The following is a 16,657-nucleotide window of genomic DNA, read 5'->3' on the forward strand; positions in this document are numbered from 1 at the left end:
GGTGTGGCTGGGGCGTCGGCGGAGTGGAAGTTCGAGCGCAAGGTGGACCTGGTCTGCCCCTGGGGCGTCGGCGGAGGCGCGGACAGCACGCTTCGGCCCATGGCCGCCCTGCTGAAGGACATTCTGGGCGTTCAGGTGGAGGTCGTCAACGTCGAGGGCGGAAGCGGGGTCAACGGCGTGGAGTACACCTACAAGCAGCCGGCCGACGGCTACACCTTCATGCTGGGCACGCAGAGCCTGATCATGCAGGACCTGCAGGGTGCCACGTCCATGAACTTCAAGGACGAGTTCATCCCCGTCGTGAAGCTGGTCCACTCCATCAACATCATCGCTGGCTCCAAAAAGGCCATGGAGGCGAAGGGCTACCACAACTTCTCCGAGCTGTACGAGTACGCCAAGGCCCACCCCTACGAGGTGAGCGTCGGCATGTTGACGGTGACGGGCGCGGACGGCGCCTCCCTGCGTCAGACGCTGGAGGGCCTCTCCGTCAACGAGGTCGCCTACGGCGGCGGTGCGGAGATGAACTCGGCCCTCGTCGGCGGGCACATCGACATGATGATCACCGGCACGGACGAGATCGCGGGTCTGATCGAGGCGGGGGACATCGTTCCGCTGTGCGCCATCAGCGAGAAGCGCATGAAGCTCTACCCGGACATGCAGTGCACGGGCGAGCTTGGCATCAACTCCTACATCGGCACCTGGCGCGGCCTCTTCGCCAAGAAGGGAACGCCCCAGGAGGCCATCGACGCGCTGCTGGCGGCCGTCAAACAGGCCGTCGAAACGCAGACATGGCAGGACTTCCTGAAGGCCGGAGCCTACGACGAGCGCCCTGGCTTCGCCGGGCCTGAGGAGTTCGGCCAGCTCTTCGAGAGCGAGTACAAGGCCTTCACGGACTACCTGAAGTCCGAGGAAGTCCTGAAGAAGGACTACTACGCGAAGTAGCGGAGGACCTTTGACACAGGGGGCCGGGGCATTTCTGCCCCACCCCCTTTGCTGTATCCGGGAAGGGGTGCGGAACCGTTGTTTGAGCTGATTTGCAACGCGCTTTTGTGGCTGGCGCTCCTCTACGTGTACTTCTTCCACGTGACGGAGGCGCCGATCCCCGTCAAGGTTCAGAAAAACCCGTATGCGCTGAGCCCGGACGTCTGGCCCAAGGCCATCGTCATCCTGCTGCTCGTCTTCATCGCCGTCAACATCGTCCGAATCCTCCGAAGGAACCGGGACAACCCGGACTTCTCCCTGAGGGGCTTCGGGGTCCGCTCCGCCGAGTTCCTCAAGAGCCGCACGTTCCTGGGCATCCTCCTGGTGCTGGGGGCCAGCTTTGCCCTGGAGCCGCTGGGCTTCATGGGGACGTGCTTCCTGATGCTCCTCCTCTACGGGCTGCTCCTGGGCGACCGTCGCGTCCTGCGGCTCGTCGTCCTGTCGGCGGCGATCACCGTGCTGCTCTACGCGGTGTTCGGGGTCCTCCTGTCCGTCAACCTTCCTCGCGGCACGCTCCCCCAGGCGCGGGATTTCGCCCTGTACGTCGAGTCGCTGATCGCGCAGACGAAGGCCGCGATCTTCTAAATTTCCGGGAGGTGAGAGAAAATGTCCACATGGGAATTGCTGCAGAGCGGGTTCGGCGTCCTGATGGACCCCTATACGTTCATGATGATGGCCTTCGCCATCGTCGTGGGGACGCTCTTCGGCGCGCTGCCGGGCGTCAGCGCCACGATGGCCGTGGCCCTGGGCCTGCCCTTCACCTACAGCATGAAGCCCGTCCCGGCCATCGTCTTTCTGGTCGCCGTCTACTGTTCCTCCATCACGGGCGGCAGCATCACGGCCATCCTGTTCAAGATCCCCGGCGTGCCGTCCAGCGCCCCCACGACGTTCGACGGCTACCCCATGGCCCAGCGCGGCGAGGCGGGAAAGGCGCTCGGCATCGCGCTCGGCAGCTCGGCCATCGGCGGGCTGGTGTCCGCGTTCTGTATGCTCCTGCTCTCCCCGCAGTTGACGCAGGCGGCGCTCTCCTTCAGTCCGGCGGATATCTTCGCCATCACGTTCATGGGGCTGTCCATCCTGACCTGCCTCGACTCCAAGAACATCCTCCGCACGGTGATCTCCGGCCTGCTGGGGCTGCTTCTGGCCTGCGTCGGGCAGGACACGATGTACGCCGTGCAGCGCATGACGTTCGGCTCGACGCAGTTGATCGCGGGGCTTGAGATGATCCCCGTCCTCATCGGCATCTTTGCCGTGACGGAGGTGCTGAAGCAGACGGGGACGGACAAGCGCCTGAAGGCGGAGCAGGGCGTGGGGGGCGGCAGCGTCAGCACGAAGATGCCCTCGGTGAGCGAGTGGTGGGGCATCAAGTGGCTCCTCGCACGGTGTTCCGTCATCGGCACGATCATCGGCATCCTGCCCGGGGCGGGCGCGACCATCGCCTCCTTCCTGTGCTACTCGACGGAGACGAAGCTGTCGAAGTACCCGGAGAAGTTCGGCACGGGCATCATCGACGGCATCGCCGCCTCCGAGACGGCGAACAACGCCGCCACGGGCGGCTCCATGGTGCCCCTGCTATCGCTCGGCATCCCCGGCGGCAACGCGGCGGCCGTCATGATGAGCGCGCTGGTCCTGAAGGGCGTCCAACTGGGGCCGCTCCTTCTGAAGAACCAGCCGGAGTACCTCAGCGCGACGTTCGCCTCCATGTTCGTCACGAACATCCTGATGGTCGTGGTGGCTATCTTCATCGCGCGGATCTTCGCCAAGGTCCTGGCGGTGCCGTACTCCTACCTGGGGCCCATCATCATCATGCTGGCCCTCATCGGCTCCTACGCCACGAACATGAGCATCGCGGACGTCAAGATCATGGCCGTGGCGGGCATCGCCGGCCTGGCGTTCTCCGCCTGCCGCTTCAACAGCGCCGCGCTGATCCTGGGCCTCGTGCTGGGCACGATATGCGAGGGCAACTTCAGCCGCGCCTTCACCCTCTCCCACGCGAACCTCGCCGCGATGTTCGCCCGCCCCGTGGCCGGCACGCTGATGGCCGTCAGCGTGGTGCTGCTGCTCTACCCGGTGGTTGCGCCCCTCTTCAAAAAGGGCTGCAAGGGCGAAGCGTGAGGGGCCGGCGCCGTTCTGACCTCGGAGGACGCTGCCGGAAGGGGGCGTTCGTCGAATTTGTCCATGGAGGTGTGCGATGGAACTGAAGACGACGGGGGTGGCGGGCACGCTGGAGTCCAGTGACGTCATGGTCACCCTTGAGCCGGCCGACTCCGGTGGGATCAAGCTCCTTTTGGAGAGCACGGTCCTGAAGCAGTACGGGCGGCAGATTCGGGAGACGACGCTCGCCACGCTGGAGCGCCTGGGCGTGAGGAACGCCGGCGTCACCGTGAACGACCACGGCGCGCTGGACTGCACCATCAAGGCGCGCATCGAGTGCGCCTACTACCGTGGCTGCGGGTGCGGCCCGGACGACAGGATTCCCTGGGGAGGCGATGTGCGATGATCCCGCGCCCCAAGCCGGAGCGGTTTCGCCTGCGCCGGACGATGCTGTTCATGAACGCACAGAGGCCCGGCCTGATCAAGGACGCCTACGTCTACGGCGCGGACTCCATCATGCTGGACCTGGAGGACGCCGTGGCGGAGAACCAGAAGGACTCCGCCCGCTTCTCGCTGTACCACGCGCTGAAGGAGGTCGATTACGGGGACACGGAGGTCATCGTCCGCATCAACGGGCTGGACACGCCCCACTGGCGCGAGGACGTCCGCGTCTGCGTGGCGGGGGGCGCCGACGGGCTCCGCATCGCCAAGACCGAGAGCGCTCAGGACGTCCGGGCCGTGGAGGAGGCGACGCTGGCCGCGGAGCGCGAGTTTGGCGTCGAGGAGGGGCGGACGCTGCTCATGGCGGCCATCGAGAGCCCCAGGGGCATCCTGAACGCCTACGAGATCTGTACGGCGTCGCCGCGGCTCTTCGGCGTCGCGATATCGGGCGGCGATTACCGAAAGTGTATGCAGGTCAAGGTGGTGCCGGGCGGCATCGAGATGCTGGCGGCCCGGGGGCACCTGCTCATCGCCGCGCGGGCGGCGGGGGTGCAGTGCTTCGACACGGTGTTCACCAACCTGGACGACGACGAGGGCTTCCGCGCGGAGGTCCAGCAGAACAAGGACATGGGCTTTGACGGAAAGTCCCTGATCAACCCGCGCCAGATCCCGATCGTCCACGAGATGCTGGCCCCCACGCAGAGGGAGATCGCGGACGCGGAGAAGATCGTTCGAGCCTTCCGCGAGAACGCGGACAAGGGCGTCGGCGTCTTCACGATCAACGGCAAGATGGTCGACGTGGCCTTCGTCCCCGGAGCGGAGCGCGTGATCCGGCTTGCCAAGGCGAGCGGTGTGTACGAGGGGGACTTTTAGGATGAAGAACGCAGTCGGCAGAGAGATACCCGACGAGCTGCTGAAGGAGGGCTGGAAGGTCTACCAGGGCGCGGGGCACCGCGACGGCGAGCTCCTGAAGAAGCAGGGCCCGCGCACGCGCATCGGTGAGAAGCCCCAGGGAAGCAAGCTGGTGGGGAGCCTTCGGGAGGCCATTCAGCGGTGCGGGCTGAGGGACGGCATGACGATCTCCTTCCACCACCACTTCCGGGACGGCGACTACGTCGCCAACCTGGTGATGAAGGAGGTGGCGGAGCTGGGCATCCGGGACGTCACCATCGCGGCCTCCAGCCTGGGCGCCGCCCACGACCCCATCGCCCGTTACATCGAGGAGGGCGTCGTGACGGGGCTGCAGACCAGCGGCATCCGGGGCAGGATGGGGGAGGTGGTCTCCCAGGGCAGGCTGAGGACGCCCGCCATCCTGCGCAGCCACGGCGGACGGGTCCGCGCCATCGAGGAGGGGGAGGTCCACATCGACGTGGCCTTTATCGGCGCGCCAACCTCCGACGAGTGCGGCAACGCGCGGGCCGTGGGTGGGCGCAGCGACTGCGGCGTGCTGTCCTACGCCATGGCGGACGCGGAGTACGCCGACAGGGTGGTCGTCATCACGGACACGCTGGTCCCCTATCCCAACTTCCCCGCCAGCATCCACGGCATCGACGTGGATTACGTCGTCAAGGTGGACGAGATCGGGGACCCAAAGAAGATCGCCACGGCCGCGGCGCGCATGACCCAGAACCCCAGGGACCTGATGATGGCGGAGACGGCGGCGAAGGTCATGGCCGCTACGCCCTGGTTCAAGGACGGCTTCAGCTTTCAGACGGGCGCGGGCGGGCCCTCCCTGGCCGTGAACCGCTTCATCGAGCCCCTGATGCGCGAGCGCGGCATCCGGATGCGGTGGGCCATCGGCGGCATCACGGGCTCCATCTGCGAGTTGATGGACAAGGGGCTGGTGGACGCGATCCTCGACACTCAGGACTTCGACGTCGCCGCCATCGAGCACATCGGGAAGAGCCCCCGCCACTTCGAGATATCCGCCAGCGAGTACGCCAACCCGGCCAACAAGGGCGCGCTCATCAACAAGCTGGACTTCGTCGTCCTCGCGGCTCTCGAGGTGGACACGGACTTCAACGTCAACGTCATCACGGGATCGGACGGCGTTCTGCGGGGCGCGCCGGGCGGGCACCCGGACACGGCGGCCTCCGCCAGGTGCTGCATCATCGTGACGCCCCTGACGCGCGGGCGCATGCCCACGGTCTGCGAGAGCGTCGTGACCGTCACGACGCCGGGGGACTGCGTGGACGTTTTGGTGACGGACTACGGCACGGCGGTGAACCCTGCCCGGCAGGACATCGTCGAGTGCCTGGACAAGGCGGGCATCCGGCACGTGCCCATCAAGGCGCTTCAGGAGAAGGCCTATGCGCTGGTGGGCCGGCCGGACCCGCTGCGGTGGAAGGACCGGGTCGTCGCCATCCTGGAGGCGCGGGACGGCAGCATCCTGGACGTGGTGCGGGAGGTCATGCCCTACGAACCACTTTAAAGCGCGGCTCGCAGGGCCGCAGGCCGCATGACGGGGGACGCCGCAGGGCGTCCCTCATTTTGTGCCAACTTGTATCGGCTTATCTCGTCGCATTGATTTTGCCCCCCGATTTTGTACAATAGGGGCGGCCTGACGCCGCGGGGCGTGCAGGTGCCGTCCCGTTCTATAATTAGCCCGATGGAGGGAGGAAATCCCGTGCACATCACCCTGTGGTTTGAAGCGCCCGATCGTGGGGCGGAGGACGCCTTTATCCGCGTCCCGCGCTCCAACCTGCACCTGTTTCAGTCCCTGATCTACTCCGTTCTGCCGCCCGATCGGGCGGCGTTCCTGCACGACGAGGGCTACCGCGTCTTTGGACGCCGGATGAAGCTCTTTGCCATGAGCTGGCCCATCGCGGCCCGCCTGCCGAGCTTCGAGGCGGAGGCGGTTCGCTTTCCCCTGCCCGTCCGGCTGGTGATCTCGACGCCCGTGACGGACACCATGGACGGCGTCGCGGGGGGCGCCCTGGCCGCGCGGGAGCTTCGCATCGGCAACAACGTCGTCCTCTGCAGCCGCGTCCTTGCGGAGCAGCAGTGGGCGGAGGGGGGGAGCCTGACGGTACGGACGCTCTCGCCCATCTCCTGCTACTCCCAGACGGAGCGAGAGGGCAAGCCCTACACCGTCTACCTGACGCCGGAGGACCCGGCCTTTGTCGTCTCGGTGCGCAACAACCTGCTGCGCAAGTTCCGGGCCCTGTACCCGGACCGCGAGCCGCCCAGCGGGGACGTGAGCGTCAAGCCCCTCGGCAGAGTCCGCGAGCGCGCGGCGCTCTTCAGCCCCAAGACCCGCTTCCCCATCAAGGGGTGGGACGGACGCTTCCGCCTCGAAGGGCCGCGGGAGCTCTTGCAGGTCGCCCTGGACTGCGGCCTGGGCGCGAAGAACAGCGCAGGATGGGGGTGCGTGACGAAGGAGTAGAGGGGACATAATGCTCCTTGCTTTCAGAAATGATTCCCGACGTGGGGATGGAAACATGATTTATCTCATCATGTTTTCTGAGAACCTTCCTGTTTTAGGTATTAGATATATCATTAATTATTGACATTCTGATGCTGCCGCATTAGACTTGTTTTGAGGGGAATGAGCTTCAGTTCAAGGAGGTGTTGTTTTGGGTTTCGTTGACGCGCTGCATGCGCTGGGGCGGAGGGAATTGGAGCGGTCGGGGAGCGGGGAGTTCGCGGACGTCGACAGTTTTTGCCAGATGCCGATGGATTTGGTCGAATCCGACGACGAATCGGCACGGCGGCTGCCGGGAAAGGAGCTCCACGTTTGGCTGGACGTGCCGGATTCCAGAGCGGAGTGCCTCGATGTGAGGGGGATCCGAAAGATCGAGATTGCGGATTTCTGGGGCGGAGGGGGCGATGATCGGGCGAAGAAGCGCCGTTACCTCTATCGGGATCCTGTAAGCCCGGCTGCGACGTGGCGCTATTCGCCGCTCTACAAGCTTGGTAAGGGGGTGGTTGACGGCCAAAAAGCCCTAGTGGGGAGTGGGAATTGGAGGGACGACAAGGATTCGCGATTCTTCAAACTCCACAAATCGACCTTGTGGGCCTTTGAGGAACAGGGCGTCTTCTCGCCGGGCAGCGTGGACCGCATTATGGACGCCCTTGTCGCGAGGGCAGGGCGGCTGGCTGAGCTCTGGTCGGACAAAAGGAGGTCCTATCTCCTGATTTTCGGCGCGTCCGACCCGGAACGCTTTTTCTACCCTGTGGATACCCCCGCCTTTCTTGCCCATTTTCGTTCCCGGCTTGCCGGTGTTTCCGGAGCGGAGCAAAAGCCTGCTAAAAATAAAAAAAACGAACAACAACGCAGTGTGCCCTGCGGAGTGTGTCATGAGCTGACTTCCGCGCCGGTCAATATGGACAAGGTCTTTGCCTTTGCGACGTTCGACAAGAAGAGCTTCCTGCCGGGGCTTGAGGACGGCGATGCCTCGAAGGCCAAGGTCTTTCCTCTCTGCGCCGACTGCTACCGTCTCCTCTCCGAGGGGCGCAACGTCATCGACGCGAAGTTTTTGGACGCAAAGAGCGTCTATAACGTCAGGATCTATACGGTTCCCGAATTGTTGACGGGGAACGTCAATCAGAAGTATCTGGAACAAAAGACGAAGGACTTTCTCCAGACCGGGCTTCAGAACGCACCCTTTCTGGCCGAGCGCGTGCTGGAACAGGAGGACAGCCTGACGTATCATTTCGTGTTCTGGGAACAGAATCAGGCTCAGGAGAGGCTCCTGTTGATGGTGGAGGACGTGCCGCCCTCCAGGCTGCGCAGGCTGAACGATCTGTGGTGCCAAACGGTCTCCGCGACCGGACTGTTCGCCCCAAGGGGACGTTTTGCCCCAGAGGCGGACGAGGCAGGGGCGGATCCGAATGCCGCCACCTTGTATCAGGGTATTCGGATCATTTTTGGAACGCTGACGGCGCTGGCCGGAAAAAATGATGGAGATGCTGCAGTGCTGCGCGATTGGCTTTTGGGCCTGATCGGTCATCTTCTCGGTGGGGAGCGCGTCGATATCGAAAGGGTGAAGGGCGCTGTCGTGTCCCGCCTGCAAGGGTTGTGCGCGGATTCCGATTGGGTGGCACGATACAGCGCTGCGACGGCGCGGCGATGGAATGCCATCGTGGATTTTCTATACAGGGCCAACGAGAGCGTTTCGTCCGTTCCCGAAGGTGGGGAGCGGCAAATTGGGAAAAAGGGGTGAGCGTCGTGCGTCTGGATTTTTTTGAGGATTTTCAGGACCCTTATCTTCAAAAACCGGAGGGCAGGGGAATTTTTCTCGCCGGTCTGGTCCTGGGGATGATCGCGCGCGGGCAGGTGGGGAAGGGAGGGGCCATCGATGCCTCTCCCATGTACAAGCAGCTGCACTTCGGACGGATGCAGCGACGGGATCTTCTGCGTCTGATGGCGCGTGTGCCGGAGTTGGGCAGGGTTTACAACATACCCTATGCAGGGATGATCGAGTCCCTCTGCGCCGAGGCGGGAAAGCTGCTGATGGAGGGGGAGCCACAAGAGCTTGGAGTGGAGGGAAACTTCGCCTTTTCCATCGCCTTTCTGAACGCACCGGACTATTTCTTCGGCAGGATTTTTAAGAAACAGGCGGAAGAAGAGGGCATGAGCCAGGATTTGGAATCGAGAGAGGAGGAAAATTAAAATGTCGTTTGAGCAGCGCCGGGAGCTTCTGTTCGTTTACAGCGTTAAGGACGCCAACCCCAATGGGGACCCGCTCAACGCGAATCATCCCCGTTTCGACGAGGACAGCGGCCAGGTTCTGGTTTCGGACGTCCGCGTCAAGAGGACGGTTCGGGACCAGTGGCTGAGGGAGGGACGGGATGTCTTCGTCGATGGGGAGACCAAAACCCTCAAGAGCCGCGTGGCGGAGCTGAAGGAAAAGCTGGGAGTGACAACGGGACAGGAAGCGTTGTCGCATTGTATCGACACGAGGCTTTTGGGCGTGACCTTCGCTTTGGGCAGCGAGTCCTTTGCCTGGACGGGGCCCGTGCAGTTCAAGTGGGGCCGTTCGCTTCACCGCGCTGCGGTCGAGACCGTTCAGGGGACGGCCGCCTTCGCCACCAAAGAGGGCAGTGAGCAGCGTTCCTTCCGGAGCGAGTACATTGTCCCGTTTGTCCTCATTGCGGATTATGCGATCACCAACCAGCACGCTTCCCTGACTACGGGTGCGACTGACGAGGATCTCGACGCCCTCTTCTCGGCTCTCTGGAAGGGGACGGCCAACCTGATCACCCGCAGCAAGGTGGGGCATATGCCGCGCTTTCTGCTGGAGGTGCGCTACGCAAAGGGCTTTGACGGCATCGTTGGGGCGATGGACGAGAAGGTCAGGCTCCTGGGGGCGGACGGGCATATCCTGAGCGCCGACGAGCAGCTTGCCCTTCGTTCCTGCGACGAGGTGTTCCTCGACATCACGGCTCTGTCCTCTGCCCTGAGCCGGGTCTCTCAGGATGTGGAACGGGTAAGGATCCTGCATGAAATGGATTTGAAGGTCAAGGGGCTTGAGGAATTGAAGGCCCTTCTTGGAGGGAAGCTGGCGCTGGAAGCGAGGTGAGCCCCAAATGGCCGTCATGTTCGATTGTTCGTCCGACATGGCCCTGTTCCGCAAACCCTACACGACAACCTCCTCGGTCTCCTTCGCGTTCCCACCGCCTTCGGCTATAGCGGGCCTTGTCTCCGCGATCGTCGGCCTGGACAACGGGGCTTCGGGAAATGCTTCCCATGCGGACTACTGGAAGGAGCTTGCGGGAACTCGCGTCGCCGTCGCCCTTCTCAGGCAGACGCGTTGGCTGCGGGCAGCCGTAAACTTCTGGAACGTCAAAAATCCGCAGACTACACCGCATATCCAGGTCAAGCATCAGTTCGTGGCTTCGCCCCGCTACCGCGTCTATGTTTCGGGCGGGATCGAGGATCGTTTGAAACATTATCTGGAGGAAGGACGTTTTGTCTACACGCCGTATCTTGGCGTGGCTTACGCCCTTGCGCAGATAGATTATATCGGTGCTTGTGACCCCCAGCCCATGGGCGAGGGGGAAGTGCGGGTCGATACGGTGGTCCCCTGGGCGGGGGAGGGAATGGAGCTTAATTTGGCCGAGTCGGGAGGGATATTCAGCGAACGGGTTCCCTTCAGGCTGACGACGGAGCGGGCACTGGCGGAAAGCGTCAAGGTCGTCTATTCTGCGGACGTGAACCGTCCGTTGTGCGTGCGCAAAAGGGGGGAGCTGCATGTCACGCGATGTGCCGCGCGAGGCGTGGAGGACATCGTTGCGTGGTTCCCTGAGTGGTGACCTGAAGAGCCACCCTGGAAAGCGCCTGATCGACCATCTTCTAGGAACGGCGGATCTGGCCCGGCAGATCGTCGAGTTCCATGGGCTGGAAGATATCGCTTTCGACGTCGAGGCCGCAGCTCTGACCCATGATCCGGGAAAGGCCGATCCGGAGTTCCAGAAGTACCTCATGGGGAAGGGAAAGGGAGTGAACCACTCGCTCCCTTCCTCTTTCTTTACGTTTTCCCTGCAACAGGACAACGCGGAACCGTTTGACGCGTTCTTCAGCGTAGAGGCCGTGCGCCGGCATCACGCAAAAATTGAGGATTGGGGTGCGAGTTCCCCCTTTTGGGCAGGCTATCGCGCATCCTGGAAAAAGATTGGGGAGGATATGAGCGCTTTGCTTCCCCAATGGCCCTGTCCTCTGGACGAGCGCTGCTGGAAGAAATTCATCTATGCCATCGACGACCGCTATCCCGATGACTACCCCTTCCCCGATTATTGGTTGAGGCTGCGCAGCGTCCTCTCGGTTCTGGTCGCCGGGGACCGTTTGGACGCCATCAACGTGAAGGCGATGAACCTTCAGTCCCTGCCCGATTTCACTCCCTATCCTTTTTCCAGCGTTGCCAAAGTGTCGGAGCGTAGGCGGGTAACGGATGCCTGGCGCTCGGAGGTCGCGGAAAGCTGCCTGCGCAGTGTCGCGGAGATTCGCTCTCCCGGCCTCTTCACCCTGACCCTGCCGACCGGGGCGGGCAAGACCAACATCGGGCTCAGGACGGCCCATACGCTGGCAAAAAATCTGGGATATTCCACGATTGTCTACGCCCTGCCCTTTATCAGCATCGTGGAACAGAACGCGGAGTTCGCCGAAAAGGTCTTTGGCGCCGAGTTCGTCCAGGAGGATCACAGCCTGATGCTCGCCGGACTGGACGATGGGGATGAGGCGGAGAATAATGAGGCGCCGGAGTACGACATCCCCGGAACGGGGGCAGGGGCGGACAGGACGATGGCTTGGCGGCGCTCGATGCGGCTCTTTCGGTATTGGGGGTCCCCGGTGATCGTTACGACGATGGTTCAGCTCTGGAACACGATCTTCAATCCCAAGGCCGGGGCGACGATCGACTTCCATCGGCTCCGCAACGCGGTCGTTCTGATGGATGAGCCCCAGGGCATCGACTGCCACCTCTGGCCGGAGCTGGGGAAGGTCCTATCGTTTATTCATGAGCGCTGGGGAACTGTCTTTATCCTGATGACGGCCACGCAGCCCAAGATTTTCGAGGGGACGGAGCTGGCTCCGTGCGTCCGTTTCCCCTTCAACCGGCATCGCTATCGTTTTGTCGAGGGGAAACATCTTTTGAGCGATTTACCCGGGCTTTTAAGGGAACGCATCCCTGCGTTTTCGGAGTCGTCCGGGATGTTGGTGTTCAATACACGCGGTTCGGCCAGAGCGGCTTATGAGCTGCTTAAACCGCTTTTTGGCGATGCGCCGGTCTTCATGCTCAGCCGTTGGATGACCCCCAGGCATCGCCGTGAAACCCTGAAGGAGATCAAGAGACTGGAGAGGAGCGGGGAACGACATTATCTCATCGCGACTCAGGTGGTTGAGGCCGGAGTTGACCTGGACTTTGAGTGGGTTTTTCGCGACCTTGCGCCTTTGGACAGCCTCGTTCAGGTGGCGGGGCGGTGCAATCGCAGCGGAGAGCGAGAGGACGGGTTTGTGCTGATCACGGCCTTGCAGAACGAGAACGGCCGTTCTTTTGCGGGGCCGATCTATGATGACGTGTTGATGGACCATACCCGCCTGTTGCTGGAGGAGTCGCCGGAATTTGACGAGCGGGACGTCCCGGACATCGTGGCCCGTTATTACGAAAAAATTTCAAATTCCATCGAACCTAAAGCCTTATGGAAAAACATCGAAACTGGAAGCTGGGGCGATTACATCCCCTTGTTTAAGGAGATGGATTTCGACGTCCCCGTCTACGTCGATCACGATGGAGATTTGGACGACCTCCTGAATGAGTTGATGACCCTGGATAAGACGCTCGACAACAGGGAGCGCTTGAAAGCCCTGAACAACCGTCTGCAGCAGTATGCGATCGGCGTCAGAAAGGACCTACTGAAGGGATGGATGGATCGAGTCGGAAATTTCGTCGGTGGCAGTTCTCAGAATCCCCTGGAACAGTATGGAGATTATTGTGTGATTCGGCGCTCTGGCATTGGTGCGGGGCCTGACAGCCCGTATCATCCTGTGGCTGGCTTTTCGCCTTGCGGCCGGGGCGCTGGATTGGACGATTGGTGAGAGGCGGCCATGGTTTTCTCGGAAGATGCACGCATAGGAGGGACCCTGGTTTGGTACTGGAGTATCTGTGACCGGCAGGTCTGGCTCATGGCTCGAGGAATTGAACCGGAACCCAGGGATGAATTCCTCGCCCTGGGCCGCCTGATCGATCAGAACAGCTACGCCCGCGAGCGGCATCAGGTGGCGTTCGAGGACAACAGGTTCGACTTCGTTCAGGGCACGGATGGAGATCTGGTGGTCTGTGAGGTGAAGAAGAGCAGCCGCGCGGAGCGGTCTGCGCGGTTGCAGCTTGCCCATTACCTCTACGATCTTCGAAAGGCCGGGATCGAGGCCAGAGGGGTTCTGATGTTTCCCACCGAGAAGAAGCGCGTCGAGGTGGCGCTGACGGACGAGCTCATGGCGGAGCTCGACGCCACCTATGACGAAATCGGGGCGCTCGTTCGGCAGGACGCCCCGCCTGCAGCGGCGTCCTGCAAGTACTGCGGCAAGTGCGCCTATGCCGAGTATTGCTGGGGCTAAGTTGTCTTAAGAGGGAGGAGGGGCGAGATGGGCAAGACCCTATATCTTTTGAGCTCCGGAGCGCTACGGCGCAAGGACAACACGCTGTTTGTGGAGAGGGCGGGCGAGCCGGGACAAAAACCGCGCTTCCTGCCCGTGGAAACGACGGACGAGATCATGGTGTTGGGTGACCTGGAGCTCAACAAGAGCCTTTTGGAGTTTTTGACCCAAAAACAGATCATCCTCCACTTTTTCAACTACCACGGCTATTACGCCGGGACCTACTACCCGCGCGAGCACATGAACTCAGGGGCTGTCATCCTGGCGCAGGCGGCGCACTACATGGATGGCGGCAAACGTCATGCTCTGGCCTCGGCCCTCATCGTCGGCGCGATTCAGAACATGCGCAAGGTGGTGGGATACTACCAGCGTCGGGCTTCGCTGGAGGTCCAGGACATTCTGGAGGACCTGGAGCGTTTCGAGGACCTGGCGCCACGGAGCGAGGACGTCCCCGGCCTGATGGGAATCGAGGGCAACGCCCGAAATCGGTACTACCAATTCTTCGATCGACTGGTTCAGGATGAGGGCTTCAAGATGCTGGAACGGACCCGCCGTCCGCCGACCAACCGCATGAACGCGCTGATCAGCTTCCTGAACTCCATGTGCTACATTCTCGCGCTGTCGCAGATCTACAGGACGCACCTGGACCCGCGCATCGGCTTCCTGCACGAAACGAACTTTCGACGGTTCAGCCTGAATCTGGACCTTGCGGAGATATTCAAACCGATCCTCGTCGACCGCCTGATCTTTTCTCTGGTCAACAAGCGAGAGATTCAGGAAAAGCACTTTGAAAAGGAGACGGGCGGCGGCATCTACCTGAACGACCGGGGGCGCGAGGTCGTCTTGCGCGCCTGGGAGGCGCGGGTCAACGAGACGATCGAGCATCCGCGTTTGAAGCGCAACGTCAGCTATCGGGGTCTGGTGCGCATGGAGGCCTATAAGCTCCAGAAGCACATTCTGGGCGACACACCCTACGAGCCCTTTGTGAGCAGGTGGTGAGGTGTTCGTCCTGATGTTCTATGACGTGGGGGAGAAGCGCGTCGGCAAGGTCCTGAAGACGGCGCGGCGCTACCTCACGTGGATTCAGAACTCGGTACTGGAGGGCGAATTGACGCCCGCTTCCATGGCCGCGCTGAAGATGGACGTACATAAGGTGCTGGACCTGCAATATGACAGCGTGCTATTCTACGTGTGGCGCACGGAGCGCTACATGTCGCGCGAGGTTCTTGGCGTGGAGCGGGGAGAGACGGACTTTTTGGTGTAGCAGGCGGCAACGGGTTGGGTGAACCGGAAAATCCAGCCCTTTTGAAGTCCTGCAACGCAAATTGATAACTTCATAGCAGGTTCAAATTTCTGCGTCGCCCCTGATGGAAAAAGAGCAGGGGCCGGCGCAGATTGAGAAAGCGCTTGCTGTCTTGATGTAACGGCTTTTAAAGCTTCCTTTAGCAGGGGTGGAAACCGGCCTTTTGTGACCCATACGCCACAGAGCAGAACACTTTTAAAGCTTCCTTTAGCAGGGGTGGAAACTCGACAGCCTGATGCCTGCCGTCCAAGCGTTGAACCTTTTAAAGCTTCCTTTAGCAGGGGTGGAAACCAAGGATCTCATTAAAATCCATTCCGTTCACTCTCCTTTTAAAGCTTCCTTTAGCAGGGGTGGAAACTGAGGAGCTTGTAAATCTCCTCCTTGCTCGTGATGACTTTTAAAGCTTCCTTTAGCAGGGTTGGAAACGTGATATCCCAGCGCCGCCGGTCTGCGATCAGAAACTCGATCTCCGGCGATATATCCATCCAAGCGTATTTGGAGGTACAATAGAATGGATTCAAGACGCTGACGATGTGCGTGTTTCGCAAATTGACAACTTCACAGCAGGTTCAAGTTTCTGCGTCGCCCCAGGATAGTGCAAAAAGCGTGGAGGGGCGACGCAGGTTAAAAAAGCTGTTGGCCCTTGTTACAGCAGTCTCCATTTTAATTTTGCTTCATCCGGATATTGGCACAATGTGGTATACTCTTTTTGCGAACCTTGTTCCTGTCTTGATGTGGCGGCTTCCGAAACTTCCTCTAAGGGATGGAAACAGGTCGTAGATGAACACGTCGACAATGAGGAGGTCCTTCCGAAACTTCCTTCATAGGCTCTCAGGGACTCTGCGGCTTCCTGGTTGGGCATCTTCCCGTTGACCAGCAGCTCCATGACCTCGATGCGCTTGATCTCTTTTGTGACAACGTTACTCGCTCCTGCTTCATACCCAAGTATTACCAAAACCTGCCTACCGCGAGGATGGGGTGACATTTTCTCTGGCTACTTACAGGGTGACATTATCCCTGAAAGGCCTGTTGCTTTTAGCTTGACAATCTAGCATGGAGGAAAAATAGAGAGTCGCGTGCGCTGCGACCAACCTTCTTCAGTGGACCTCGAAACCAGGAACGCGCAGTACGTCGAAACTGTGTCCGAAGATTTTATGGAGGATGCCCTGGCTTGCGTCAGAGTGCTCTTGAGTGACGCCGCGTACTCGACCACATCGGCCAGGGCCCCGGGCGCGCCCATGCGCCGTCGCCCCGCCGCGCTCATCTTCGCGAACCGCTCTGGTCCCCGAGTACTCGCAGCGCCTCGCCCGCAAGCGTCTCCGACGTTACCTTCACCAGAATCTCCGCATCCCTCAGCAGCTTCTTCTGAACCCTCTTACCCTTCTCGTCGATCGATACCACGGGTATGCCCAGCCCCGCACAGAGCGGATTGGCCGTCCCCCCAGCCCGAGAGGGAGGTGCACGCTCGGCCACTCGCTAGGCGGACCTGCCCTCCCCGGGGGATGGACGCGTGTTGATTGACAAAAGCTGTACTCTTATTGTAATTTTTCATCATCAAACATATAATATATAAAAATTGAAACCTGAGAAGTTTTCTTCAGGTTTTGCCCTTATAAAGAGTGCGTTATGACTACGATAAGGAAGGGATATAATGTTCGCTGAAAGAAAAAGGTCCTCTTTGTTGGCTGTTGTTTTGGCAATGATCTGGGTGTTCGCAGAGGCGGGCGGGCTGTTTGCCGCGGAGG

The 16,657-nt window shown here is 61.1% G+C and carries 16 protein-coding genes and 1 CRISPR repeat array; of the genes, 15 read left to right on the top strand and 1 reads right to left on the bottom strand.

Annotated features, from left to right (window positions below; translation table 11 throughout):
- The 15 genes from Q0629_RS01760 to cas2 all read left to right on the top strand — a co-directional run.
- Positions 1–942, top strand: a 942-nt coding sequence (locus tag Q0629_RS01760; protein ID WP_298778161.1) for a tripartite tricarboxylate transporter substrate binding protein, incomplete at its 5' end; no start/stop codon positions are given.
- A 78-nt stretch (positions 943–1,020) separates the two neighbouring features.
- Entirely contained in the window at positions 1,021–1,566 is a 546-nt protein-coding gene (locus tag Q0629_RS01765) for a tripartite tricarboxylate transporter TctB family protein (protein ID WP_298778164.1), read from the top strand.
- A gap of 21 nt (positions 1,567–1,587) precedes the next feature.
- Entirely contained in the window at positions 1,588–3,096 is a 1,509-nt protein-coding gene (locus tag Q0629_RS01770; protein ID WP_298778166.1) for a tripartite tricarboxylate transporter permease, read from the top strand.
- 76 nt (positions 3,097–3,172) lie between these two features.
- Positions 3,173–3,481: a citrate lyase acyl carrier protein gene (citD, locus tag Q0629_RS01775; RefSeq protein ID WP_015556819.1), complete on the top strand. Its 309-nt coding sequence runs from the start codon at positions 3,173–3,175 to the stop codon at positions 3,479–3,481.
- Complete coding sequence (locus tag Q0629_RS01780; protein WP_298778174.1) at positions 3,478–4,389, top strand: aldolase/citrate lyase family protein; 912 nt, start codon at positions 3,478–3,480, stop codon at positions 4,387–4,389. The genes citD and Q0629_RS01780 overlap by 4 nt, the downstream gene beginning before the upstream one ends.
- Before the next feature lies 1 nt (position 4,390).
- Complete coding sequence (citF, locus tag Q0629_RS01785; protein ID WP_298778177.1) at positions 4,391–5,947, top strand: citrate lyase subunit alpha; 1,557 nt, start codon at positions 4,391–4,393, stop codon at positions 5,945–5,947.
- Positions 5,948–6,142: 195 nt separating this feature from the next.
- Positions 6,143–6,901, top strand: coding sequence for a CRISPR-associated endoribonuclease Cas6 (gene cas6, locus Q0629_RS01790; RefSeq protein WP_298778179.1), 759 nt, complete (start codon positions 6,143–6,145; stop codon positions 6,899–6,901).
- A gap of 190 nt (positions 6,902–7,091) precedes the next feature.
- Entirely contained in the window at positions 7,092–8,681 is a 1,590-nt protein-coding gene (locus Q0629_RS01795) for a TM1802 family CRISPR-associated protein (protein ID WP_298778180.1), read from the top strand.
- Positions 8,682–8,686: 5 nt separating this feature from the next.
- Positions 8,687–9,130, top strand: a complete 444-nt coding sequence (locus Q0629_RS01800; protein WP_298778183.1) for a TM1802 family CRISPR-associated protein — start codon at positions 8,687–8,689, stop codon at positions 9,128–9,130.
- A gap of 1 nt (position 9,131) precedes the next feature.
- Positions 9,132–10,040: a type I-B CRISPR-associated protein Cas7/Csh2 gene (gene cas7b, locus Q0629_RS01805; RefSeq protein WP_298778185.1), complete on the top strand. Its 909-nt coding sequence runs from the start codon at positions 9,132–9,134 to the stop codon at positions 10,038–10,040.
- Positions 10,041–10,047: 7 nt separating this feature from the next.
- Positions 10,048–10,773 (top strand): type I-B CRISPR-associated protein Cas5b, encoded by a 726-nt coding sequence (gene cas5b / locus Q0629_RS01810; protein ID WP_298778188.1) that lies wholly within the window; start codon positions 10,048–10,050, stop codon positions 10,771–10,773.
- Entirely contained in the window at positions 10,712–13,051 is a 2,340-nt protein-coding gene (cas3, locus tag Q0629_RS01815) for a CRISPR-associated helicase Cas3' (protein ID WP_298778191.1), read from the top strand. The genes cas5b and cas3 overlap by 62 nt, the downstream gene beginning before the upstream one ends.
- A 9-nt stretch (positions 13,052–13,060) precedes the next feature.
- Positions 13,061–13,570: a CRISPR-associated protein Cas4 gene (cas4, locus tag Q0629_RS01820; RefSeq protein ID WP_298778193.1), complete on the top strand. Its 510-nt coding sequence runs from the start codon at positions 13,061–13,063 to the stop codon at positions 13,568–13,570.
- A gap of 27 nt (positions 13,571–13,597) precedes the next feature.
- Complete coding sequence (cas1b, locus tag Q0629_RS01825; RefSeq protein WP_298778196.1) at positions 13,598–14,608, top strand: type I-B CRISPR-associated endonuclease Cas1b; 1,011 nt, start codon at positions 13,598–13,600, stop codon at positions 14,606–14,608.
- A gap of 1 nt (position 14,609) precedes the next feature.
- Complete coding sequence (gene cas2 / locus Q0629_RS01830; RefSeq protein ID WP_298778198.1) at positions 14,610–14,873, top strand: CRISPR-associated endonuclease Cas2; 264 nt, start codon at positions 14,610–14,612, stop codon at positions 14,871–14,873.
- A gap of 163 nt (positions 14,874–15,036) precedes the next feature.
- Positions 15,037–15,338: direct repeats of the CRISPR family, unit length 32 nt; unit sequence CTTTTAAAGCTTCCTTTAGCAGGGGTGGAAAC.
- Between the two features lie 834 nt (positions 15,339–16,172).
- On the opposite strand, the gene Q0629_RS01835 is transcribed toward cas2, so the two are convergent.
- Positions 16,173–16,313 carry a hypothetical protein gene (locus tag Q0629_RS01835; protein WP_298778202.1) on the bottom strand — a complete coding sequence of 47 codons (141 nt, stop codon included), beginning with the start codon at positions 16,311–16,313 and terminating at the stop codon, positions 16,173–16,175.
- Between the last annotated feature and the right edge of the window lie 344 nt (positions 16,314–16,657).

Origin of the sequence: uncultured Fretibacterium sp., assembly GCF_938030725.1 — a bacterium.
Lineage (GTDB): Bacteria > Synergistota > Synergistia > Synergistales > Aminobacteriaceae > Fretibacterium.